The following is a 24,108-nucleotide window of genomic DNA, read 5'->3' as shown; positions in this document are numbered from 1 at the left end:
TCTTGACTGTCACGCCATGCCGATTACCACGCCAAACGATTTCTCCACCATCCGCGACCTGCTGCGCTACGCGGTCACGCTCTTCAATACCGAGAAACTGTTTTTCGGTCACGGTAGCGCCAATGCGCTGGATGAGGCCGCGTATCTGATCCTGCACACGCTGAAGCTGCCGCTGGACAAGCTGGAGCCATTCTTCGACGCCAGACTGCTGCAGGACGAAGTCGACGCCGTGCTGAAAGTCATCGATCGCCGCGCGGTGCAGCGCATTCCTGCTGCTTACATCACGCATGAAGGCTGGCTCGGCGGTTATCGTTTCTACGTTGACGAACGAGTGATCGTGCCGCGCTCGTTCATCGCGGAACTGATTCCCGACCAGTTCTCGCCGTGGATCAACAACCCGGAAACAGTCACCAACATCCTCGAACTGTGTACCGGTTCAGGCTGCCTGCCGATCATGCTGGCCGACGCTTTTCCGAACGCACAGATCGATGCGGTCGATATTTCATCAAATGCGCTCGCCGTGGCGAAACGCAATGTCGACGATTACGATCTGAATGACCGGATCACGTTGATCGAGTCCGACCTGTACGAGAACGTGCCGGAAAACAAATACGACCTGATCATCACCAACCCGCCGTATGTCAATTCGGCATCCATGAAAAAACTGCCACCGGAATATCTTCGCGAGCCACAGATCGCATTGGCAGGTGGCGACGACGGCATGGATCTGGTGCGCAAGATCGTCGCAGGTGCCGCCAAGCGCCTGACACCAAAAGGTTTGCTGATGGTTGAAATCGGCAACGAACGTGCCTATGCAGAAGCCGCATTTCCCGATATCGACCTGACTTGGCTGACGACCAGCGCCGGCGACGATATGGTGTTCCTGATTACTGCCGATCAACTGCGCTGATTTGCTTGCGGTTGGTTCTATAAAATCACGCACACAGCACATCATTCGGCGGCGCTGAATGCATAGACAAGAGGCATTCGCGACGGACGACAACCGTATTACCTCGTTTTCGGACTGCAGATATTGCAGCCATTTTTAACTCATTGAATAAAGAAGCACGCGGACGGCAACCGATCGTCGCCCGCCGAACACTCCCATGATCCGTTTTCAGCAAGTTTCCCTCATGCGCGGCATCAAGCCGCTGCTCGACAATGTCGATGTCACACTCAACCCGGGCGACAAGATCGGCTTGATCGGTGCCAATGGCGCCGGCAAATCCAGTCTGTTCGGCATGCTGCGCGGCGAACTGCATGCGGATCAGGGCACGATCGATTTCCCGTCCAAATGGCGCGTCGCTTACGTCGCGCAGGAAACCCCGCCGCTGGAACGTTCAGCCATCGACTATGCGATCGATGGTGACGTGACGCTGCGTCGCCTGGAAGAAGAACTCGCCTTTCTCGAAAGCGAACCGGACACTGCCGACAACGGCACGCTGATCGGCGAACTGTACAGCGCGCTGGCCGATGCCGATGCCTATACCGTGCGTCCGCGCGCGGAACAATTGCTGATCGGCCTCGGCTTCACGATGGCGCAGATGGATCAACCGGTTGCAAGTTTTTCCGGCGGCTGGCGCATGCGTTTGAACCTGGCGCAGGCACTGATGTGCCCTTCCGACCTGCTGCTGCTCGATGAACCGACCAACCATCTGGATCTGGACGCGATCATCTGGCTGGAAGACTGGCTGAAGCGCTATGCCGGCACGCTGCTTGTCATTTCACATGATCGCGATTTCCTCGACGGCGTCGTCAACGTGATCGTGCATATCGACGAGCGCAAACTGAAACGGTATTCCGGCAACTACTCCGGTTTCGAACGTCAGCGTGCCGCGCAAATGATCCTGGCGCAAAGTGCGCTGGAAAAACAAACCCGTCAGCGCGCGCATCTGGAATCGTTCATCAACCGCTTCAAGGCGCAAGCCAGCAAGGCACGTCAGGCACAAAGCCGGATGAAAGCCTTGTCCAAGATGGAAGAACTGGCTCCATTGCGTGCCGCTGCCGAATTCTCGTTCGAGTTCCGCGAACCGGCCAATGCGCCGAATCCATTATTGGTAATGGAAGACGTGGACGCTGGTTACCGCATCGAGAATGAAAAAGACTATTCGATCACCGAAAAGAAAATCGTCTCCGGCATCAATTTCTCGCTGCAGATCGGTCAGCGCATCGGCCTGCTGGGTGTCAACGGTGCGGGTAAATCGACGCTGATCAAGACCATCGCCGGCGAGCTCGATCCGTTGAACGGTTCATCGCAACTCGGCAAAGGTCTCGCAATCGGCTACTTCGCGCAGCATCAGGTCGAAATGCTGCGCCACGAAGAATCACCGCTGTGGCATCTGGCGCACATCGCACCGACCGTACGTGAACAGGAACTGCGCAACTTCCTCGGCAGCTTCAACTTCAACGGCACGATGGTCACCAGCAAGATCGCACCGTTTTCCGGTGGTGAAAAAGCGCGTCTTGCGCTGGCGCTGATCGTGTGGCAACGCCCCAACCTGCTGCTGCTCGATGAACCGACCAACCATCTGGATCTGGAAACGCGCGAAGCGTTGACGATGGCGCTGGCACAGTTCGAAGGCACGCTGGTCGTCGTCTCGCATGATCGCCATCTGCTGCGTGCCACTACCGATCAGTTCATCATCGTTGCCGACGGCAAGCTGCAGCCGTTCGACGGCGATCTGGACGACTACAAGGATTGGCTGTTCAAGACCAAACTCGCTGCGAAGAACGCCGGCACAGATGCGGCGTTGCCACCGGTTGCAGAGAAATCGGCGAGCGCCGTTGCGCCGTCCAAAACCACCTCCGCGCAAGTCGACAAAAAAGAACAGAAAAAGCAGGAAGCCGAAGAACGCCAAAAACTGGCTGCGAAACGCAAACCGATCGAAGCCAAGCTGAAAAAACTCGAAGAGCAACTCGCCAAACGTCAGGCGCAAAAAGCATCTGTCGATGAAAAACTGGCCGATCCGCTCATCTACGACGCGTCGAAGAAGAAAGAGTTGAAACAGTTACTCGCAGACCAGACTTTCTACACGAAGGAAGTAGCGGAAATGGAAGCTCAGTGGTTGCAGTTGCAGGAAGAGCTGGAACAAGCCAGCGCCTGACCACACCTCGCCATGACCAGAACGCTCACCATCATCGGATGCGGCAAAGTCGGCCAGACGCTGGCAAGGTTATGGCATTTGAACGATACGTTCGCAATCGGAGACGTGTTGAACCGATCGGTCGAAAGCGCCAGATCTGCGGTGCAGTTCATCGGTGCCGGTCGCGTTGTCGCCGGTTTCGACGATTTGCGTCCGGCCGACTTCGTGCTGATTGCACCGCCTGACGATCAGATTGCAGCGTGCAGTGCTGCACTTGCCGCGTCGGGTTGCCTGACGAAAAACAGCATCGTCTTTCACTGTAGCGGCGCGTCACCCTCCTCTATTCTGGAACAGGCCCAACACGCAGGCGCTGCGATCGCTTCCGTTCATCCAATCCGCAGCTTTGCACAGCCTGAAAAAGTCGTGCGCGCATTTGCCGGCACCTATTGCGGCGTTGAAGGCGACCAGCGCGCCATCGATTTACTGAATCCACTCTTCACCGCCGTCGGTGCACATTTCGTGCACATCGATCGCCAGAAGAAAACCCTCTATCACGCGGGCGCAGTTTTCGCATCCAACTACATGGTCACACTGCTGGACACAGCTGTACAAACCTACGTCGAAGCCGGCATGTCACGTGATGACGCACTGAAAATCATGGCAACGCTGGTACGCGAAACCGCCGAGAATGTCTTGCAGTCAGGACCGGAACAAGCGTTGACGGGCCCCGTCTCGCGAGGTGATGTCGGGACGGTGGTCCGACAATACAGGGCCGTCAGGAAATGGCATCGCGGGTACGGCAATCTTTACCGGCAACTCGGCAAATTGACGCGCAAGCTGGCACATCGACGCGATAAACGGCGCGCCAGTTAATTTGTTGGCAAGATGTCCCGTTCAGGGCGTGTTTTCAGAGCGGTTATCCGCATCTTCGTGATCAATTTGTCATGGTTTGACCGCTGTATTCACTGTCGTCATCCCATCGTCATAAAAATTCAATTGCATTGGCCATGCCGGTAGTTTAATTTCTGCATAGCAACACCGCCATTCCGACAGCCGCCACACTCTAGCCTGGCTGCGCGATCTGCCAAACCGTTGGTGAATGAAGGGTCCTGATATGCACGCTCGTCAAGCAATTGCAGTCGTCTCGCTTCTTTGTATCAATCTGGTCTGTCGTGCCGAAACCGGCGTTACTCCCACCACCATTATCCTTGGTCAGTCGGCAGCACTGAGCGGTGCCGCCAAGGAGCTGGGTGAAGGCATGCGTGACGGTGCGCGAGCGTACTTCGACGCCATCAATGCGCAAGGCGGTGTCTATGGCAGAAAGATTGTGCTGAAGACGCTGGACGACAGCTACGAGGCCGAACGTGCTGCGGCGAATACCAAGCAGCTGATCGAACAGGATCGTGCGTTTGCCTTGTTCGGCTATGTCGGCACGCCGACTTCCAATGCCTCGCTGCCCGCCGTGTCGCAGGCGCAAATTCCATTTTTCGCCCCATTCACCGGCGCACAGTCGCTGCGCGAACCGTTCAACCGCAACATCTTCCACATCCGCGCCAGCTATTTCGAGGAAACGGAAAAGATCATCCAGCATCTGACGACACTCTCGTTCAAGCGTATCGCCGTGTTTTACCAGAACGATGCGTATGGCAAGACGGGACTCGATGGCGTCATGCGCGCACTCAAGAACCGCAATCTGGAAGTGGTCGGCATGGGCACCGTGGAACGTAACAGCACCGATGTGGCCGATGCGGTCAACAAGATCCGGCAAAGCGACGCGCAGGCGGTCGTGATGATCTCCGCCTACACATCATGCGCAGCCTTCATCAAGGCGATGAAAGCGCAAGGTGTACAACCATTATTCTGGAATATTTCATTCGTCGGCAGTCAGGCACTGGCACGTGAGCTCGGACCTGACGGCGTCGGCGTGCAGATATCCCAGGTGATGGTCGCACCGTGGGACGACGTGAACCCGGTCGTCAAGGAATACAAGCACCTCTTCGTCAAACCGGGCGAAAGCGAAGGCTACGTCAGCCTGGAAGGTTTTGTCGCAGCGAAGGTGCTGGTGGAAGGCTTGCGTCGCGCAGGACCAAACCTGACACGTGATGGATTCATCAAGGCGGTGGAATCGATGTCGGCTTATGATGCCGGCGGCTTTGTCGTGCGCTTCGGTCCACGTCAGCACGCCGGTTCGGATTACGTGGATCTCACGATCATTTCGAAAAACGGAAAGTTCCGGCACTGACAAGATGAAGGATCGATATTTCAACGATCCCGAATCTGCAATTCATTCGCTACCAGCGATCAGTCCGGCAGGACCGGCACTTCTGTCACCGTTTCCGGTAATCCGGACAGGATCATCAGTTGCACGCGGCGATTGCGCAAACGGCCTTCCGGCGTGTCGTTGGAAGCCACCGGCTGGTTCGCCGCATGTCCCATCGCGACCAACCGCTTTTCGTCGATGCCGCTATCAAGAAACAGTCGTACCACGCTGCTGGCGCGGACGGCAGAGAGTTCCCAGTTGGATGGAAACATGGCGGTATTGATCGGCACATTGTCGGTGTGCCCTTCCACCTGAATATCGTTGCCTACCTTGGTCAGCACTTTTGCGACGGCACGCAATGCGGTCTCCGACTGTTCGCTCAGCTTTGCTTCACCCGGCGCAAACAGCACGCTCGCGTTGATCTCGACGCTGACGCCGCGGTTGGTTTGCGTCACGCGCACCTTCCCTTGGCTGATCAATGGCGCCATCGCCTTCAGCAATTCGCGTGCGATGTTCGTCATCTGCGCCCGCTCCTTCTTGACTGCAGCGTCTGCTGCGCGTGAAGGTGCCGCCGTCGGTAGCGGGATGATCGAGTGCGTCGCATCGACCGGATCCTTCATCGCCGGCGCTTGCGGCTTCAAACCGCTAAAGGCGACACCGAGAGAGTTGGAGAGAATACGGTACTTGCCCTCGTTGACCGACGAGATGGCGTACATGACGACAAAGAAGGCGAACAGCAGCGTGATGAAATCGGCGTAGGACACCAGCCACCGCTCATGGTTTTCGTGTTCTTCTTCGTGTTTTTTGCGTGCCATGGAGAGGTCCGGTCGGACGATGAACGGCTGTGCCGTTACGTCAGATAAATGTTCATCCGCTCTTCGATCAAGCGAGGATTGTCGCCGGATGCAATGCCGGAAAAGGCATCGGCCAGCATTTCACGCTTGAAGATATCGCGACTGACCAGTGCCTTGAGTTTGCTGGAGATCGGCAGGAAAACCAGATTGGCAAAACCGACGCCATAGATCGTCGCGACGAAGGCAACGGCAATGCCGCTACCGAGACGACTCGGATCCGACAGATTTTCCATCACATGAATCAGGCCCAGTACCGCGCCCAGGATGCCGATGGTCGGCGCATAGCCGCCAGCGGCTTCCCAAATCTTGATCGCGAGACGCTGCTTCGTTTCGTAGGCGGAAATTTCCATGTCCAGCACTTCGCGCAGCTTTTTCGGCTCGACGCCATCGACAATCAGACGCAGGCCGTGTTCGATAAAACTGTCGTCGACGTCCTTGATAACGCGCTCCAGACTGAGCAAGCCTTCGCGCCGCGCAATCACGCTCCAGCTGGTAATGTCACGAATCAGATCAGCATAATCGTCATGCTTCGGCCGGAAGACCAGACCGGCCATTTTCACGCCCTGGGAAAAATTGCGCCAGCCACTCTGCAACAACACGGCACCAATCGTCCCGACGAAAACAATGATGAAGGCCGCAGGCTGGATCAGGGAACCAAGCTTGCCGCCTTCCAGCAACTGCCCGACGAGAATGCCGCCGAGAGCGAGAACGATACCAATTAAGCTACCCCAGTCCACGCCTTCTCCCTTAGATTTGCACGCATCCGGGCAATCGCCTGGCTATGTAGTTGTGATACGCGTGACTCGGTGACGCCCATGATGGCGCCGATTTCCTTCAGGTTCATTTCCTGCTCGTAGTACAGGCCCATCAGGATTTTTTCCCGCTCGGGCAAGGCTTCGATGGCAGAAATGACTGCTGACCGAAAACCCGTGTTCATCAGATTCTGCAACGGATCAGGCGACGCATCCGTGCAATAGCGATCGAGAAAATGCTCGTTGTCTTCGCTATCGTGAAAATCCTCGTAGTACACCAGTTGATGGCCGCCGCCATCGCTCAGCAGGTCCTGATATTCCGCCAGCGACAGCTTGAGCTGGCGTGCGACTTCGCTTTCATTCGGTGCGCGTCCCAGTTGCTGTTGCAACGTGTTCATGGCGACCTCGATCTTGCGCATGTTCTGCCGCATGCTGCGCGGCATCCAGTCGCTGCTGCGCAGTTCGTCGAGCATGGCACCGCGTATGCGCTGCACTGCATAGGTTTCGAATTGCGCGCCGTGCGTTTCTTCGTAACGATTGACGGCATCGAGCAGACCGATCATGCCGGCCTGAATCAGATCATCGACCTCGACACTCGGCGGCAATTTTGCTTTCATCTGGTGCGCCAGCTTCTTGACGAGTGGTGCATGCTCGCCGAGCAGATAGTCCTTGTCCGATTTTCCGGCAGCTGTGTACATATGAATCAGGCTCCGAAGCCGACGCCCTGCACAGGCAAGGCAAATCGTTCCGCCAGACGCCGGAATGCGACCGAAGCGCCCGCCATGGGGAAGGCATCGATCACCGCCCGACCAAGGCGCGCTGCTCGTGTTACCTGATCGTCGGTCGGTACCGAACCGATGGAAAAGAGTTGTACGGCGAGATAGCGGCTCGCGGCCTGCGCCATGTTTTGATAGACAATTTCCGCCTCGCGCTCATCGGCGCCAGTCACGAGAATGCCGAAAGGACGGCGTCCCACTTGCGCATTGAGCCGCTTGATCAGCGAATAGGCTTCCTTGATGGAGGCAGCTGCGGGCGATACCTGCACAACGATGTCGCCGCTTGCCATCGCGGCGATCGGCAGAGCGTCATTCTCATCCAGTTCGGCATCGACGATCAGAACGTCGGTTTGCGATGCCAGTACGCCAAAGGTATTTGTGAGACGACGCAATTGATCGGCATCATGTGTCGCCGCATACAATGATCCTCCGGTCAGCGAAACAAGTCCGAATCCCTGCGGCATCGATTGCACAACCTGATCGAATGCCCGCTGTTGACGTGCGACATCGAGCAGCGTCGCCTGCGGTTCCGCTCCCATGCGGCGCGCGATCCCATCCTGCGACGCGCAGGCGTCCAGCAGCACGACATCGCTGCCACCAGCGGCAAGGGATGCACCGAGGTTGACCAGCATCGTGCTTTTTTCCGCAACCGATGTGGCGGACAGAAACGTGAAAATGCGCGGTTTCGGTCCGGCGAGCATCCGCCGCAAACCTTCGGCCTGATCACATTCGAAACTAGCCAAGAATCACCTCACGCAAACTTTTATCCTTCATTGCCCGTGCCGTATTTGCCATCACCAGCGGAATTTCCGCATCGTTGAACTGGAACGGCGCCGTCTCGCGCTTCAGTTTGAATGCACGGTCAATCAGATACTGCTGATTGGCGACATGCAGATCTTCCGGTACACGTTGTCCATTGGCTACGTAGTATAAGTTCAATTTCTGCCGAATGGTGACATCCAGTGCACTGCCAATGGTTGCAGCTTCATCCAGTTTGGTCAATATGCAGCCGGCAAGGCCATCGCCCATATAGGAGCGTGCGACTTCGTTCAATGTTTCACCGGTCGAGGTGGCGTTCAGGCACAGCAGGCGTTTCACCTGGCTGCCCGCAGCCGACAGCATGGCGATCTGCTCGGCGACCATCTTGTCGCGCTGGCTGACGCCAACCGTATCGATCAATACGGTGTGCTTGCCTTTCAATTCGTCGAGCGCGATGCGCAGGTCCGCTTCATCACGGACCGAATGCACCATGACGCCAAGGATTTTGCCGTAGATACGCAGTTGTTCGTAACCGCCGATACGATAACCATCGGTCGTGATCAACGCGAGCTTGCCTGGACCGTGACGCATCACGCAGCGTGCTGCCAGTTTGGCTGTCGTCGTGGTCTTGCCGACACCGGTCGGGCCGACCAGTGCGTAGACGCCGCCTTTTTCGAGAATCTCGTTTTCATTGCCGATGGTCGCCAGATTGCGCGTCAAGACCGATTTGATCCAGTCCATGCCGCCTTGGTGTGTTGCGCCGGCCGGCATCCGCTCGATCATGTAGCGTGCGAGACTGGCGCTGAAACCTGCTGCCAGCATTTCGCGCAGGACACTCGATTTGGCAGGTTCGCGTTTTTGCTGATCGCCACTCCATGCGAGTTCGGCCAGTTGTACTTCCAGCATGCCGCGCATCGAACGGATTTCGCTCATCAGATTGTTCAATTCATCGCGATTGACATCTGGCACCGCAACCGGTGCAACGACAGGCGGATTAACTGCAATCTGCGGAGCAATGACCGCAGACTGTGCATTGAATGACAATGCCGGAGCTTCCGCAGTTGCCGTTTTGCGTTCTGTCTTTTTCGGTGCCAGCACGGACAATGTTTGTGCCGAAATGGCCGGTCTTTCGACAACCGGTTCTGCCAGCGAGGCCATGTCCTCACCAGCGAGCGCCAGAATTTCGACACCGCCATCCACGGTGCGGTTGGAGAGGATGACCGCATCCGGACCAAGTGCTTCGCGCACCATGCGCCACGCTTCTCTCGACGTACTTGCGGTAAATTTTCTGACGTTCATACCTGTCCTCCGACTAAGCTAGTTACTCTGATCGTTTTTGAATCCGGCACTTCTGCGTGCGACAGCACTTTCAATTCCGGCAATGCGCGGCGCAGGAAGCGCGCCAGCAGTGTTCTTAGTTGCGCCGGCACCAGCAGTACCGGCGTCAATCCCATTTTTTCCTGCTGGCGTGTCGCCGCTTCGGCCTGAGCCGCAATCGTGTCGGCCAGTCCGGGTTCGATACCGGAACCTTCCGGACCACTCGATTGCAGCGCCTGCGTCAACAAGCGTTCAAGGCGACTGTCCAGCGTCATGACAGACAGCTCGTTGGTCGATGGGAACAACTGCTGAACGATGGCGCGACCCAGCGCCACGCGCACCAGCGCGGTCAGTTCGTTGACGTCCTGCGTGTAGGCGGCGTGTTCGGTCATCGTCTCGATAATGGTGTGCATGTCGCGAATATGAACACCTTCGGCCAGCAGGTTCTGCAATACCTTTTGCAGGGTCGACAACGGCACCAGTTTCGGCACCAGATCTTCGACCAGCTTCGGCGACTCTTTCGTCAGGTGATCGAGCAACTGCTGGACTTCCTGACGACCGAGCAGTTCGGCCGCATGTGTGGTGATCAGGTGATTCAGATGTGTCGCAACGACCGTACCGGCATCGACGACCGTGTAGCCCATTCCCTGCGCCTGCTCACGCATGGTTGAGTCGATCCACGTTGCAGGAAGGCCGAATGCCGGATCGCTGGTGGTCGGTCCCGGCAACGTGCCGCTGACCATACCCGGATTGATGGCGAGGAACTGGCCTGCAAGCGCTTCGCCGCTACCGACTTCCACGCCTTTCAGCGTGATGCGATAGGCGGACGGCTTCAATTCGAGATTGTCGCGAATGTGCACGGACGGCGACAGGAAACCGACTTCCTGCGCGAACTTCTTGCGGATGCCCTTGATACGACGCAGCAACTCGCCGTTTTGCGTCTTGTCGACCAGCGGAATCAGCCGATAGCCGACTTCCAGTCCCAGCGTATCGACTTGTACGATGTCTTTCCAGGTCGCCTCTTCGACTTCCGGTGCGGCTTCGGGCGGAGCGGTAATTTCCGGTTCCATTTCCGGCGTTTTATTCAGGCGCTGCGACAGCATGTAGCCTGCTCCGCCAAGTACGCCTGCGAGGAACAGGAATGCAATGTGTGGCATGCCCGGAATCAGACCCATGCCGCCGATAATGGCGGCGGTGATGTACAGCACTTGCGGTTTGGCGAACAACTGACCGAACAACTGACCACCGATATCCTGCTCGCTCGCCACACGCGACACGATGATACCGGCCGCAGTGGAAATGATCAGCGACGGAATCTGCGCGACCAGGCCGTCACCGATTGCCAGCAATGTATAGTTTTCCAGCGCATCGCCGAAAGCCATATCGTGCTGGATCATGCCGACCACCAGACCGCCGATGACATTGATGACGGTGACGATGATGCCGGCAATGGCATCCCCGCGGACGTATTTACTGGCACCGTCCATCGCGCCGTAGAATTCGGCCTCTTGTGCGACCTGCGTGCGACGCAGGCGTGCTTCCTGTTCTCCGATCAAACCGGCATTCAGATCGGCGTCGATCGCCATCTGCTTGCCCGGCATTGCATCCAGTGCGAAACGTGCGCCGACTTCGGCAATACGGCCCGCACCCTTCGTCACGACAGTGAAGTTGATGATCGTCAGGATGACGAAGACGACGATACCGACCGTGTAATTACCGCCGATCAGGAAGTGACCGAATGCCTCGATCACCTTGCCGGCTGCGTCGGGACCATTGTGACCTTCGGTCAACACCACGCGCGTGGAAGCGACGTTCAGCGACAGGCGCAACATTGTGCTGACCAGAAGCACGGTCGGGAACACCATGAAATCCAGCGGCTTGATCGTGTAGAGCGCCGTCAACAGCACGATGATCGACAGCGCGATATTGAAGCTGAAGAACATGTCGAGCACGATCGCCGGCAACGGCAACACCATCATCGACAGCATCATGATGATGAGGATCGGCGCAGCGATCGCTTTCGAGTTCGTACCTGACAGCCAGGCTGGCATTCTCAGACTATTCATTGTGGCAGGCCATTCGTATCCGCGTCATCTGCAGAAGGGTTAAGAGGATCGAGTTCCGGTGGCACGTCCAGATCGCTCGGCTTTGCCGGACGCATGCCGCCATGCTTGGAGAAAGCGCGCAACTGGAACACATAGGCCAGCACTTCGGCCACTGCGATGTACAGCGCTTCCGGAATTTCATCGCCGAGTTCTGCATGACGGAACAGGGCACGTGCAAGCGGCGGCGCTTCCAGCATCACGACATTGTTTTCTTCACCGATTTCACGAATCTTGGCGGCGACTTCGTCCGCACCTTTGGCAACCACGCGTGGAGCGCGCATGCCTGTTTCCGAATACTTGAGTGCGACCGCGTAGTGGGTCGGGTTGGTGACGATCACGTCCGCAGTCGGCACCTCGGACATCATGCGACGGCGCGCCATTTCGCGTTGCTGCTGGCGAATCTTGGCCTTGATTTCCGGATTGCCGTCCGATTCCTTCATTTCCTGCTTCAGGTCCTGACGCGACATCATCAGTTTCTTGGCGTGCTGCCACATCTGATACGGCGCATCGATCGCCGCAATGATGATCAAGCCGCTGACGATGAACATGAAGCTGAGCAGCAGCAGATGGCCCAGATGTGCAGCACCGCTCTCCAGTGGCTGCACGCTCAGCGCCATGACGTCGTCGAGTTCGTGGCGAATGACCAGCCATGCGATCCAGCCAACCAGAATTGTCTTGCCGACAGCCTTCAGCAGCTCCACCAACGCCCGGACGGAAAACATGTTGCCCAGACCCTTGATCGGATTCATCCGGCCAAAATTCGGTTGCAGCGATTTTGCAGTGAACAGCCAGCCGCCGATCAGCATCGGCGATGCCAGCGAGACAACGATCAGCACCAGGGCTGCAGGGGCAAAAGCGATGAGTAGATCGCCAACATGCGCGGCCGAACGTGCCAGCAGCAGCTCCATGTCGAATGCCATTTCGCGATCGAACGACAGGCCGGACGACAGCATGACGTTCAGTTCCTTGATCATGCGGCCGCCGGTGAACCAGAAAGCGAAACCGGCGCCCAGCAGCAGCGTGCAGGTCGCCAACTCCCGCGAACGGGGGACGTCGCCCTCTTCCCGCGCCTGTTCCAGCTTGCGCGGTGACGCGGGTTCAGTCTTTTCGAGATCACTTTCTTCAGCCAAGGCCGACTCCTGAGTCGGTCCGGCAGGCGACAACATGACGCCATACGGACCAATGGAGTGAATTATTGGTCAGAAAGCAGCGCCGCCATCGGGAGAATAAGGTGGGAAACTACCCGCTTTTAACAATCTGAAACGGGCAGTCCATACAGGGAAAAACAGGACGGGTTACAGCTTGATGTTCTGGGCCCAGGCCAGCGCCTCCAGATGCGCCTCGTTGACGCGACGTGCGCTGATGAACAGCGAATCCGCCAAAGCACCGATATCACCGTTGCCGATTTCGCATGCTTCCGCCAGCGCCAGGAAGGGGCCGTACATGCCGTCTCGCGTCAGCAAGGCTTGCGAAACAGCGTCAGACAGATGAATTTTTCCCAACACTTCGGCCATCGGCAAACCCAGCAGACGGTCGAGCAGTGAGAACATACCGACCACAAACAGGTTTTCGGCCTCATTTTTCGGCAGAATTCCATGTCCGGCAAGTTCCGCAAACCGTCCGCGCACGATCGCAGTCTGCATCAATACCGCGCCGTGACTGTTTGTGCTGGCCGTCGCCAGCAACAACGCCAACCAGCGATACAGGGGCGAATAGCCGAGCATCGTGACGGCGTGACGCAGCGACTGGATTTCCGCACCGAGCCCGAAGCCGGCGTTATTGATATAACGGAACAGCTTGTACGACAGACCCGCATCCCGCTTCATGACGTCTTCCAGCTGGCGCACGTCGGCATTCTGCCGCACCATTTCCATCAACTGGACAATGATGACTTGCGCGGAATTCAATTCTTTCCGTTCCTGCATCGGACGTGGCGTCATGTACAGGTTGCCAATGAACACATGCATGCCGGATGCGACACATCGTTCATATTCATGCCAGTCGGCGAGCTTGCGTGCGACCAGCTTGACGCCCGCTGCCTTCAGATCAGTACGCGCCGCAATCTGCGCATGCGCATCTTCCTTGCCGAACTGCCCCTCGATGTAATTCGCTACCGACAACAGCGGGCTGCCGAACGGCAGTTCTTCCGCATTGCACAACGAGATGCCGTAGCCCAGCTGGCGCAACTCCTGTGCACGCATCATCGTATCGGCGTCGGATAGATCTGCTGCCGCAAGACGCAACACCGTGCTTTTCGGCGGCAATGCCTTGACGGCATCCGCGGCGATCACGGCTGGCGTAGCTTCGAAAAACAGTACGCCGTCAAACAGGCTTCCCGCATCCTCGCCCTGCAACTGGCTACCGGCGAAAGCCAGCAACTCCAGCAGCTCGTCGTCACCAGCCATGCCGCCATCGGCATCGTTGTCATGCCATGACAATTCATAACCGGCGATCTGTTTGGATGGATTGAGCAACGGCTCTCGAACGATGAATCTTGTATCGGACATGGGAAGAACCTGAAAGAATGGAATTGAACCCGCGTGTTTGTCTGCCTCAGAATCCCAGACTGTCGAGCAAATCGTCAACCTGCTCCTGACTGGCAACAACATCCTGGCCAAGCGGATTGATCTGCGGACCATTCAGCAGGCCGGTATCGACTTCCCGCTTTTTCTCTGGTGGCGCGTAATCGACGAGCAATTGCAGCAACTGCTGCTCCAGTCCGTGCGCCAGTTCGGTGACTTTCTTGATGACCTGCCCTGTCAAATCCTGGAAATCCTGCGCCATCATGATGTTCATCAAATGCTGACGGGTTTCCTCAGTGGCAGTCCGTGTTTCGTTTAGATAGGAAATTGTGCGTGCCGCCGTCTCGCGCGCGGTCTGCTCATTGAATGTGCCCTGCAACAGTTGCTGCCACTCGACACTCATGGCGTCCGCACCATCATGAATTTTTTCTTGCAAGGGCCCGGCTGCATCGGTGGCATTCAGTACGCGCTGCGCGGCCTGCTCCGTCATGCGCGCGACGTAATCGAGTCGATCACGTGCATCGGGTATGTCATGTGCCGCACGTTCGGCGAGCTGCTCGAACCCCAAGCCGCGCAGGCTGTCGTGCAATGCACGCGTCATGTGGCCGACGCGCGACAGGACTTCATCATGAGAAATGCCGGCGCTTGCGCCGGCAATCGGGAGCGCCGCCGAGGCGGCATTTTCAACCGGCATGGCGCCGCTCAACTCAGGCTCCGGCCGCCAGTTTTTCGAAGATTTTTGCGAGCTTCTCGTCGAGTGTCGCGGCAGTAAAAGGCTTGACCACATAGCCGTTCGCACCGGCCTGTGCGGCAGCGATAATGTTTTCCTTCTTCGCCTCTGCCGTCACCATCAACACCGGGAGTTTGGAAAGTGCCGGATCGGCACGAATGTTCTGCAACATCGTCAGGCCGTCCATGTTCGGCATGTTCCAGTCGGAGACGACAAAATCGAACTGCTCGGACCTCAGCTTGGCCAGCGCCATCGCGCCGTCTTCTGCCTCGTCGACATTCGTATAGCCCAGTTCCTTCAGCAGGTTGCGAACAATGCGACGCATTGTTGAGAAATCGTCAACAACTAAAAATTTGGTGTTTGGACCTGCCATGAATTACTCCGTTAATTCCTTAATCGTCCCGATCTTGAACAGATCGAACATGGTCTGCAACAACATACACACCGCTATTATGCACTGAGGACGCGGCCAATTTTATAAATTATGATGCCGTAGAGCAATTTTTATACGCGCAGCGCTCTGCTGCTGTTTGCAGCCAGATAACCGAGCACCATGCCGGGTAATGCATTGAGTGCGCCGACCTCATGCGTGGCACCGACAGCAATCGCTTCACGCGGCATACCGAACACTACGCAGGATGCCTCATCCTGTGCAAAATTGTAAGCACCTGCGTTCTTCATTTCCAACATGCCGAGCGCACCGTCCTTGCCCATGCCGGTCAAAATCACACCGACCGCGTTCTTGCCGGCATAGGTGGCGGCCGAATTGAACAGCACGTCGACGGATGGACGATGTCGGTTGACTGGTTCGCCCTGGTCGAGTTGCGTCATGTAGTTGGCGCCACTGCGAATCAGTTGAAGATGCGAGTGGCCCGGTGCCAGATAGGCGTGTCCGGGCAGCACGCGCTCATTGCCCTCCGATTCCTTGACGCTGATCTTGCACAGATTGTCCAGCCGCTGCGCAAACGATTTTGTAAAACCCGGCGGCATGTGCTGAGTGATCAGAATGCCCGGGCAATCCGATGGCATCTGCATCAGGAATTCCTTGATCGCCTCGGTGCCGCCAGTAGAGGCGCCGATGATAATCAGCTTTTCACTACTGGTCAGTGGATTGCGGATTGCCGGCAGCACGCCATCGCCACCCGGCTTCTGCGCATCGTGTGGCACGGCCGGATGCGACTTGAGGCGCGCCTTTGACGCCGCACGAATCTTGTCGGCGATCATCTCGGTGTATTCGAGCATGCCGCTCTGGATCGACATTTTCGGCTTGGTGACGAAATCGACAGCGCCCAACTCCAGCGCGCGCAATGTGATTTCCGAACCGCGTTCCGTCAATGACGACACCATGACCACCGGCATCGGACGCAGACGCATCAGTTTTTCGAGAAAATCGAGACCGTCCATTTTCGGCATCTCGACATCCAGCGTCAGCACGTCCGGGTTGGTCTGCTTGATCAGATCGCGCGCAATGATCGGGTCAGGCGCAACGCCGACCACTTCCATATCGGGCTGACTGTTGATGATTTCCTTCATCACGCTGCGAATCAGCGCAGAATCGTCCACGATCAGGACCTTGATTTTCATGATGCCACCTCGGCAAAGCGTTTCAGGTTATGCACGAAATCAGGAAAAAAGTTCGACATCGCCGCCGACATTGTTCGTCTGCAGGCGATTCGCGTAATCCTGTTCGCGATTGACCAATGTATTGTTATTGAGCTGACGCAGTTTCTTGACCAGCACCTTGCCGCTACGCGGAAAATAGTAAACCTTGCGCGGATGAATGTCGTTGAGGTCTTCCGCCACGATACGAATATTTTCAGTCTTCAGGAATTTGCGCACGAATTGCGCATTGCGCTCGCCGACATTCATCGCGACGAAACCGCGCAGGACAGCGCCGCCGCCGAATACTTTCGCTTCCAGATTTTCGCGTTTGGCACCGGACTTCAACAGGTCATTGATTAGCACTTCCATCGCATACGTGCCATAGCGCGCAGATGCTGAAACCGGGCTGTCGCCATCGCCGTCCGGCAGCATGAAATGGTTCATTCCGCCCACGCCGGTCACACGATCGCGGATACACGCGGAAACGCAGGAACCCAGCACCGTCACGATCAGCATGTCCTTGCCGGTGTAGTAATACTCCCCCGGCAAAATCTTGGCGGCATCGCAATCGAAGGTGCGGTCGTAATACACATTCGTCGCAAAATGCTCTTTGGCTATTTCATTCATGGATCGGCCTCAAGTCCGACGCGGCAATGCGCCGCCTGCTTTCTTGTTATGGTCCAGCTCGTACACCGTTTTGCCACGTAATTTGAAGGAATCGGAAACGTACAGGAAGTTTTCCGAATGACCGGCAAACAGCAGGCCGTCATCTTTCATCATTGGCGCAAAACGGTCGAGGATTTTGCCCTGCGTCGGCTTGTCGAAATAGATCATGACGTTGCGACAGAAAATCACGTCGAACTGACCTGCAACGCCCCAATGATCTGCCAGTAGGTTGACCTGTTTGAACGTAATCATCTGCCGTAGTTCCGGGCGTACACGTACAAGCCCCTGACGTTCGCCTTTTCCTCGCAGGAAAAACTTCCTGGCGCGCTCCGGCTCCATCTTGTCGAGACGATCGATCGAATAGATGCCGTTCGCACCGGTGTTCAAGACATTGGTGTCGATATCGGTGGCAATGATGCGTACCGGCGGCGTCAGCGTGTTGTAGGCTTCGCACGCTGTCATCGCGATCGAATACGGTTCCTCGCCGGTCGAGGCGGCCGAACACCAGATTTCGACCGGCTCACGCCCTTTTTTCTTCAGATGCTCGGCAAGGATCGGGAAGTGATGCGCTTCACGGAAGAACGACGTCAGGTTGGTTGTCAGCGCATTGGTAAATGCCTCCCACTCATCGCCATCCTGTGCCTGTTCCAGCTTGTCCAGATAGGTCGCAAACGAGCCGATGCCGGTCGCGCGCAGACGACGCGCTAACCGGCTGTAGACCATTTCATGCTTGCTTTCTGCCAGCGCGATGCCGGCACGCTTGTAGATCAGCGCGCGTACACGCTCAAAATCGCGTGCTGTGAATTCAAACTCCTTGACGCCATCCGGCCTGCCTTGCGCACTCGCTTTCATATTGCCAATACCCTTCTTGGTCGCATCGTATTAACAAGCAGTTTTCCTGCGCCCTTCATGCAACCTTGCTGCAACGTCGGTTCTTCTGTTCCTCAGGCAGCGATCTTTTCGATCAGGCCCATTTCGGAGCTGGACATCAGCTTGTCGATATCCACCAGGATCAGCATGCGCTCGTCAAGCGTGCCGAGACCGATCAGGTAATCAGTATTCAGCGCAGTGCCCATTTCCGGTGCCGGCTTGATCTGTTCCGGAGAAAGCGTGATGACGTCCGAGACGCTATCGACCACCATGCCGACCACACGACCGCCAATATTCAGAATGATCACGACGGTGAACTGATCGTAGGTCGGCTCGCCCAGATTGAACTTGATGCGCATGTCGACGATGGGCACGATGATGCCGCGCAGGTTGACCACACCCTTGACGAACTCGGGAGCATTCGCAATGCGCGTGACCGCTTCGTAACCGCGGATTTCCTGCACCTTCAGGATGTCGATGCCGTACTCTTCCTTGCCCAGTGTGAATGCGAGAAATTCATTGCCCGTTTCGCTACCGGTCTTGTTGTCTTGATTGTGAATCATGTTGATTCTCCTCTTCAGGAATAAATGGATTCGTCACTCAACTGACGACTGGAACGCAATAATGCCGCCACGTCGATAATCAGCGATACGCCGCCGTCGCCAAGAATTGTGGCTCCGGAAATACCCGCCACTTTACGATAATTCGACTCAAGATTCTTGACTACGACCTGCTGTTGACCCACCAAGTCGTCCACAAACAACGCTGCCTTGCGTCCGTCCGATTCCAGAATGACAATGATGCCTTCTGAAGGGTCGGTAAATCGTGGCTCCACGTCGAATATCTTGTACAAGGGAATCAGCGGCAGATAATCGCCCCGCACCTTGATCACCTTGCCCTGCCCGCTGATTTCCTTGACGTCTTCCGGCGTCGGCTGCAGCGATTCGACCACATAACCGAGCGGCAGTATGTAGATCTCTTCGCCGACCCGTATCGACATGCCGTCGAGAATTGCCAGCGTCAACGGCAGAGAAATCGAAATCGTCGTGCCAAAACCCTTCAGCGAACGAATATCGACTACGCCACCCATCGCCGTGATGTTTCGCTTCACGACGTCCATGCCGACACCACGACCGGAAACATCCGTCACGGCTTCCGCAGTCGAGAAACCCGGCGAGAAAATCAGCTGCCATACCTCTTCATCCGACAGATCGTCCGATACCGGCATGTTCTGCTGCTTGGCCTTCGCCAGAATCCTGTCGCGATTCAATCCGCCACCGTCATCGCTGACTTCGATGATGATGTTGCCGCCCTGATGTGCGGCAGATAGCGACAATTGTCCTGCCTGTGATTTGCCGGCAGCAATACGCGCCTCCGGCATCTCGATGCCGTGGTCGATGCTGTTGCGTACCAGATGCGTCAATGGATCGACGATGCGTTCGATAAGGCCCTTGTCCAGTTCGGTCGCTGCGCCATGCGTGACGAAATCGACTTTCTTGCCAAGCTTGGCCGCCAGATCGCGCACCATGCGCGGAAAACGCGAGAACACATAATCCATCGGCATCATGCGGATCGACATTACCGCCTCCTGCAGATCACGTGTGTTACGCGTCAATTGCGATACGCTTTCCAGCAGACGTTCATGTACCATCGGATCGAGCGTACCGGTACGCTGCTCGATCATGGCTTGCGTAATCACCAGCTCACCGACGAGATTGATCAACTGGTCGACCTTTTCGATGCCCACGCGGATCGATGACGATTCGGCACTGACGTTTGGCTTGTCGTCACGTCTGGCCGCCGTCTTGCGATCGCCACCCGCCGCCACCGCGCTCTTTGCGGCCGCATGTTCCTGCTGGACGTCTGCCTCGTCCGTTCCATCGTCTTCCGATGCCTTTGCATCCGCATCGGGCAAGGGACGCGGCACAAATGGTGCGAAGAATCCGTAACCTTGGGCGTTTTCCTGTTCCTTGTGCTCCGTCGCAGCAATTGCCGAATGCAGTGGCTCGAAGAAACCATAACCCTGCTGCGCCTCAACGCGCGTACGCTCGTTAAGCGATTGATCCAGCCCCGCGTAAGGAGCTGGTACCGATTCTTCGGTAATGACGAGATCTTTCGGATCAAGAATGAACGAACAGATGGCAACAATACTGTCCGGTCCTTCATGCGTGGTCAGCGTGAAAACCGAACGCTGATCTTCCAGTACCGTGCGACTGATTTCGCCCAATAAACCCAACTCTGCCGCTAGCGCCTCGACGTCGCGCGCTACGACCTGAGGTAATTCGATGCGAAACCGGCGGTCGGACCGACCATTGCCCGCATCCTGCATCAGAACATTCGGCGCAGGTATTTTTACACCGCTATCCTGCGACAGTGACTCCAGCATCATTCGAATATTGGCGACCGCTTCCAAGTCGACATCCGTATGCAAGCGATGTCCATCCAGTTGCATCTTCAAAATATCCTTGGCCGACAGAAACGCATCAACGTGCTGCGACGTCAATGCCATCTCACCTTGCCGAATCTTGTCCAGCAAGGTTTCCAGCACATGCGTCACTTCGGTCAGATCGGTAATGCCGAAGGTTGCGGCACCGCCCTTGATCGAATGTGCGGCGCGGAAAACCGCATTCAGATCCTCGGGATCCGGCTCGGCCACATTAATTTCGAGCAGCAGTTTTTCCATCTCGGCCAGCAGTTCTTCGGTTTCGTCGAAAAACACCTGGAAGAACTGACTCATGTCGATGGTCATCGCTCTGCTCCGTTATCTGTGCGCCTGATGGTATGTCGCGTCATCGCCTGTCAGCCGATGACTTTTCTTACCACTTCCGTCAGGCGTTGCGGATCGAACGGCTTGACCAGCCATCCGTTCGCACCTGCCGCACGTCCCTTGGCTTTCATCTCGTCGCTGGATTCGGTCGTCAGCACCAGGATCGGCACCTTCTGATACGTCGACATGCCACGCAACGAGCGAATCAACGTGAAGCCGTCCATGCGCGGCATGTTCTGATCGGTCAGTACCAGATCGAACACCTGCGTCTTCGCCTTGTCGAGTCCATCCTGACCGTCGACGGCTTCCGTTACCTGATAACCGGCCGCCCGTAGACTGAATACAACCATCTGCCGGAGTGATCCTGAATCGTCGACTGCCAATATTGTCTTTGCCATCTTTGCTCCCGCTTCCCGCTAGTTCTGTTTCGGATTGATTTCCTTGCAAACTGCCACAAGGTCAAAAGAGTTCAATATCGCCGCTTTCCATGTGTGTCTGGCGCACTGCTTTCCACAATTCGTTTTTCAGCGTGGCATTTTCTTCCTTGAGAGTTGCCGTGATTTTTTCGAGAGCCTGAATCATATTATCGTTATTCGCATCTGCAGCAATTGCCGTCGCGCCAGCACCAAGTATTTCCAGTACATCGCGAACGCCGACGACCCGTCGCATGGTGCGTCCGATCAGTTGATTGGTCATGTCCTGAAACTGCAGCCCTGTGACTGCGGCGTTGACATGCAGATCGATTTGCGTTGACTTCTCGCGCAACTCGGCCACCGCCTCCTGTGACGCGGCATGCTTGTTCAGCAACGTATCCACCATATGTCGTTGCGCAGTAACCGCTTCATGAATCGCCATGAAACTCGCACTTAACTTTTCGATCGCTTCCGTCAGCAGGACATTGGTCTGAACCAGATCGGTTTCAATCTCGTTCAGGTGCCGCTCCCCATGTTCCGACAGGGTCGACAGCAATTCCTTTACCTGCGGGGCCAGAGAATTATGTGTTGTCATGATGGGAAATGCCCGCTCGTCTCGATCTTGCTTCCGTTGTTATTATCTTGCTGCCGGTACTGCAGGAACTTGTGCTGCCGGAGCCGTTTGCGCAGCCGAAACCGGCACCGATCCCGGTTGCGCCACACCGGAAACATTTACCGCTTCATCCACTACCTGCTTTGCCTCTGTACTGTCGGTCACATTCACGTCACGATTTTCTTTCGTGATGGAATCTTCTGTCTTCTTGTTCATGACAATGATACTGATGCGGCGATTGACTGGATTGTATGGATCGTGTGTATCGAACAATACTGCCGACGACAGCCCGACCACACGCAGCACCTTGGTGTCGTCCATGCCGCCCGCAATCAGTTCGCGTCGTGACGCATTTGCCCGGTCGGACGACAATTCCCAGTTGCTGTAGCTTTTCTCTCCGCTCGAATATGGCGTCGCATCGGTATGCCCGGACAGGCTAATCTTGTTCGGTACATCGTTGAGCATCTTGGCAATTTCATGCAGGATCAGTTTGGTATAAGGCTGCAGTTCCGCCCTTGCCAGCGCAAACATCGGTCGATTTTTTTCGTCGACGATCTGAATGCGCAAACCTTCCGACGTGATATCGATCAGCAACTGCTTTTGATATTGCTGCAGGCTCGGGATGGTCGCAATCGCTTCTTCCATCTTGTCCTTCAGTACTTGCAGACGCTTTGCTTCGGCACGGGCCAGTTCTTCTTCGGCAGCTTTCAGACTGAAATTTCTCGATGGCGTCAGGTCTTCTCCCTTCTTCTGTTGCCCGTCAATACGGGTCATGTCCTTGCCGCCGCCCTTGATCACGCTGGTGGCGTCACCACTACCGGAACCGCCAGCCATTGCCACTTTCAACGGTGTGCTGAAATAATCCGCAATCCCCTGCAGGTTGCCCTTTGTCGTCGAACCGAGCAGCCACATCAGCAGGAAGAACGCCATCATTGCCGTCACGAAATCGGCATAGGCAATCTTCCAGGCGCCGCCATGATGGCCGCCGCCTGACTTCTTGACGCGTTTGATAATGATGGGACGGAGTCCTTCGTCAGCCATGTCAGTCTCCGTTCGGGTCTTTTTATTTTCTTGTGTAATTCAAATGCAGATACGACATTACTTGGATTTCGACTGCTTGATGTGTTCTTCCAGTTCGCTGAACGATGGACGCTCTGTGGAAAACAACACTTTGCGGCCGAACTCGACAGCCAGCGCAGGCGCATATCCGTTCAGACTGGCCAGCAGCGTCACCTTCACGCACTGAAAAATCTTCGACGACTCATGCAGTTTTTGTTCGAGCACACTGGAGATCGGTGACACGAAACCGTACGCCAGCAAAATACCGAGGAAAGTCCCTACCAGTGCATTCGCGATCAGAATGCCGAGTTCAGCCGGCGGCAAACCAACCGATGCCATCGTATGCACTACGCCCATCACTGCTGCAACGATACCGAATGCAGGGAAACCGTCGCCGAGCTTTGCGATGCAATGCACAGGGATTTCACCTTCAGCGTGATGGGTGTCAATCTCGTTATCCATCAGGTTTTCAATCTGGAACGCATCCATGTTGCCCGACACCATGAGTCGTAGATAGTCGGTCATGAATTCAGTCAGATGGTGGTCGGCCAGTACCGCCGGATACTTTGAGAAAATCGGACTTTCTTCCGGAGCTTCGACGTCACCTTCAATCGACATCAAACCTTCCTTGCGAACTTTGCTCAGGATTTCAAACAACAAGGTCATCAATTCCATGTACAACGCCTTGTTGTACTTGGAGCCCTTGAGTGCCGTTGGCAGCGCTTTCAGGGTTGCTTTAATCGCCTTCCCGTTATTGCCGACAAAGAATGCGCCGGTCGCTGCACCACCAATCATCAGTAATTCGACAGGCTGGAACAGGGAATGCAAATGGCCGCCGGCCAATGCGAAACCGCCAAAAACAGATCCAAGAACAACGACATAACCGATGATGACTAACAAGCGCGAACTCCCGTTGGTGAGCTTTAAGCTACCATTATTGCCCTAACGATTGCCAATACG

Annotated in this window: 23 protein-coding genes; 4 read left to right on the top strand and 19 right to left on the bottom strand. The window is 56.2% G+C overall.

Features of this window, described 5'->3' with window-relative positions:
- Positions 1–16 precede the first annotated feature (16 nt).
- From prmB to VN114_RS02475, 4 genes are all read left to right on the top strand, one after another.
- Positions 17–910, top strand: a complete 894-nt coding sequence (gene prmB / locus VN114_RS02490) for a 50S ribosomal protein L3 N(5)-glutamine methyltransferase (RefSeq protein WP_325511640.1) — start codon at positions 17–19, stop codon at positions 908–910.
- A gap of 223 nt (positions 911–1,133) precedes the next feature.
- Positions 1,134–3,104: an ATP-binding cassette domain-containing protein gene (locus tag VN114_RS02485; RefSeq protein ID WP_325511638.1), complete on the top strand. Its 1,971-nt coding sequence runs from the start codon at positions 1,134–1,136 to the stop codon at positions 3,102–3,104.
- A 12-nt stretch (positions 3,105–3,116) separates the two neighbouring features.
- Positions 3,117–3,956 carry a Rossmann-like and DUF2520 domain-containing protein gene (locus VN114_RS02480; RefSeq protein WP_325511636.1) on the top strand — a complete coding sequence of 280 codons (840 nt, stop codon included), beginning with the start codon at positions 3,117–3,119 and terminating at the stop codon, positions 3,954–3,956.
- Positions 3,957–4,197: 241 nt separating this feature from the next.
- On the top strand, positions 4,198–5,325 hold the full coding sequence (locus VN114_RS02475) for an ABC transporter substrate-binding protein (protein WP_325511634.1): 1,128 nt from the start codon (positions 4,198–4,200) through the stop codon (positions 5,323–5,325).
- Positions 5,326–5,384: 59 nt separating this feature from the next.
- Here VN114_RS02475 and motD read toward each other — a convergent pair whose 3' ends face one another.
- The 19 genes from motD to motA all read right to left on the bottom strand — a co-directional run bounded on the left by motD (position 5,385) and on the right by motA (position 24,048).
- Positions 5,385–6,158: a flagellar motor protein MotD gene (gene motD / locus VN114_RS02470; protein ID WP_325511632.1), complete on the bottom strand. Its 774-nt coding sequence runs from the start codon at positions 6,156–6,158 to the stop codon at positions 5,385–5,387.
- A gap of 35 nt (positions 6,159–6,193) precedes the next feature.
- On the bottom strand, positions 6,194–6,934 hold the full coding sequence (locus VN114_RS02465; protein ID WP_325511630.1) for a flagellar motor protein: 741 nt from the start codon (positions 6,932–6,934) through the stop codon (positions 6,194–6,196).
- Complete coding sequence (locus VN114_RS02460) at positions 6,916–7,647, bottom strand: RNA polymerase sigma factor FliA (protein ID WP_325511628.1); 732 nt, start codon at positions 7,645–7,647, stop codon at positions 6,916–6,918. The genes VN114_RS02465 and VN114_RS02460 overlap by 19 nt, the downstream gene beginning before the upstream one ends.
- A 5-nt stretch (positions 7,648–7,652) precedes the next feature.
- Positions 7,653–8,468: an antiactivator of flagellar biosynthesis FleN protein gene (locus VN114_RS02455; protein WP_325511626.1), complete on the bottom strand. Its 816-nt coding sequence runs from the start codon at positions 8,466–8,468 to the stop codon at positions 7,653–7,655.
- Positions 8,461–9,783: a flagellar biosynthesis protein FlhF gene (gene flhF / locus VN114_RS02450; protein ID WP_325511624.1), complete on the bottom strand. Its 1,323-nt coding sequence runs from the start codon at positions 9,781–9,783 to the stop codon at positions 8,461–8,463. The genes VN114_RS02455 and flhF overlap by 8 nt, the downstream gene beginning before the upstream one ends.
- On the bottom strand, positions 9,780–11,867 hold the full coding sequence (gene flhA / locus VN114_RS02445; protein WP_325511622.1) for a flagellar biosynthesis protein FlhA: 2,088 nt from the start codon (positions 11,865–11,867) through the stop codon (positions 9,780–9,782). Before flhA ends, flhF begins: the two co-directional genes overlap by 4 nt.
- The gene (gene flhB / locus VN114_RS02440; RefSeq protein ID WP_325511620.1) at positions 11,864–13,036 is read right to left on the bottom strand and encodes a flagellar biosynthesis protein FlhB; all 1,173 of its coding nucleotides are present in this window, start codon (positions 13,034–13,036) and stop codon (positions 11,864–11,866) included. The genes flhA and flhB overlap by 4 nt, the downstream gene beginning before the upstream one ends.
- Positions 13,037–13,201: 165 nt before the next feature.
- Complete coding sequence (locus VN114_RS02435; protein ID WP_325511618.1) at positions 13,202–14,413, bottom strand: EAL and HDOD domain-containing protein; 1,212 nt, start codon at positions 14,411–14,413, stop codon at positions 13,202–13,204.
- Between the two features lie 46 nt (positions 14,414–14,459).
- Positions 14,460–15,122, bottom strand: coding sequence for a protein phosphatase CheZ (gene cheZ, locus VN114_RS02430; protein ID WP_325511616.1), 663 nt, complete (start codon positions 15,120–15,122; stop codon positions 14,460–14,462).
- A 13-nt stretch (positions 15,123–15,135) separates the two neighbouring features.
- Complete coding sequence (gene cheY / locus VN114_RS02425; protein WP_325511614.1) at positions 15,136–15,531, bottom strand: chemotaxis response regulator CheY; 396 nt, start codon at positions 15,529–15,531, stop codon at positions 15,136–15,138.
- A gap of 131 nt (positions 15,532–15,662) precedes the next feature.
- Positions 15,663–16,742, bottom strand: coding sequence for a chemotaxis response regulator protein-glutamate methylesterase (locus VN114_RS02420; protein WP_325511612.1), 1,080 nt, complete (start codon positions 16,740–16,742; stop codon positions 15,663–15,665).
- Positions 16,743–16,781: 39 nt separating this feature from the next.
- Complete coding sequence (cheD, locus tag VN114_RS02415) at positions 16,782–17,387, bottom strand: chemoreceptor glutamine deamidase CheD (protein WP_325511610.1); 606 nt, start codon at positions 17,385–17,387, stop codon at positions 16,782–16,784.
- A gap of 9 nt (positions 17,388–17,396) precedes the next feature.
- Positions 17,397–18,278, bottom strand: a complete 882-nt coding sequence (locus VN114_RS02410; RefSeq protein ID WP_325511608.1) for a CheR family methyltransferase — start codon at positions 18,276–18,278, stop codon at positions 17,397–17,399.
- A 92-nt stretch (positions 18,279–18,370) separates the two neighbouring features.
- Positions 18,371–18,859 carry a chemotaxis protein CheW gene (locus VN114_RS02405; protein WP_325511606.1) on the bottom strand — a complete coding sequence of 163 codons (489 nt, stop codon included), beginning with the start codon at positions 18,857–18,859 and terminating at the stop codon, positions 18,371–18,373.
- Positions 18,860–18,873: 14 nt separating this feature from the next.
- Positions 18,874–21,045 carry a chemotaxis protein CheA gene (gene cheA / locus VN114_RS02400; RefSeq protein WP_325511604.1) on the bottom strand — a complete coding sequence of 724 codons (2,172 nt, stop codon included), beginning with the start codon at positions 21,043–21,045 and terminating at the stop codon, positions 18,874–18,876.
- Between the two features lie 50 nt (positions 21,046–21,095).
- Positions 21,096–21,461, bottom strand: a complete 366-nt coding sequence (locus tag VN114_RS02395) for a response regulator (RefSeq protein WP_325511602.1) — start codon at positions 21,459–21,461, stop codon at positions 21,096–21,098.
- 61 nt (positions 21,462–21,522) lie between these two features.
- A complete protein-coding gene (locus tag VN114_RS02390; RefSeq protein ID WP_325511600.1) occupies positions 21,523–22,071 on the bottom strand; it encodes a chemotaxis protein in 549 nt (182 codons plus the stop codon).
- A 42-nt stretch (positions 22,072–22,113) separates the two neighbouring features.
- Positions 22,114–23,130 (bottom strand): flagellar motor protein MotB, encoded by a 1,017-nt coding sequence (gene motB / locus VN114_RS02385; RefSeq protein WP_325511598.1) that lies wholly within the window; start codon positions 23,128–23,130, stop codon positions 22,114–22,116.
- Positions 23,131–23,187: 57 nt separating this feature from the next.
- Complete coding sequence (gene motA / locus VN114_RS02380) at positions 23,188–24,048, bottom strand: flagellar motor stator protein MotA (protein WP_325511596.1); 861 nt, start codon at positions 24,046–24,048, stop codon at positions 23,188–23,190.
- Between the last annotated feature and the right edge of the window lie 60 nt (positions 24,049–24,108).

The organism is Oxalicibacterium sp. (assembly GCF_035565035.1).
In the GTDB taxonomy this organism is placed as follows: domain Bacteria; phylum Pseudomonadota; class Gammaproteobacteria; order Burkholderiales; family Burkholderiaceae_D; genus Oxalicibacterium.
This window is presented reverse-complemented; position numbering and strand designations above follow the sequence as displayed.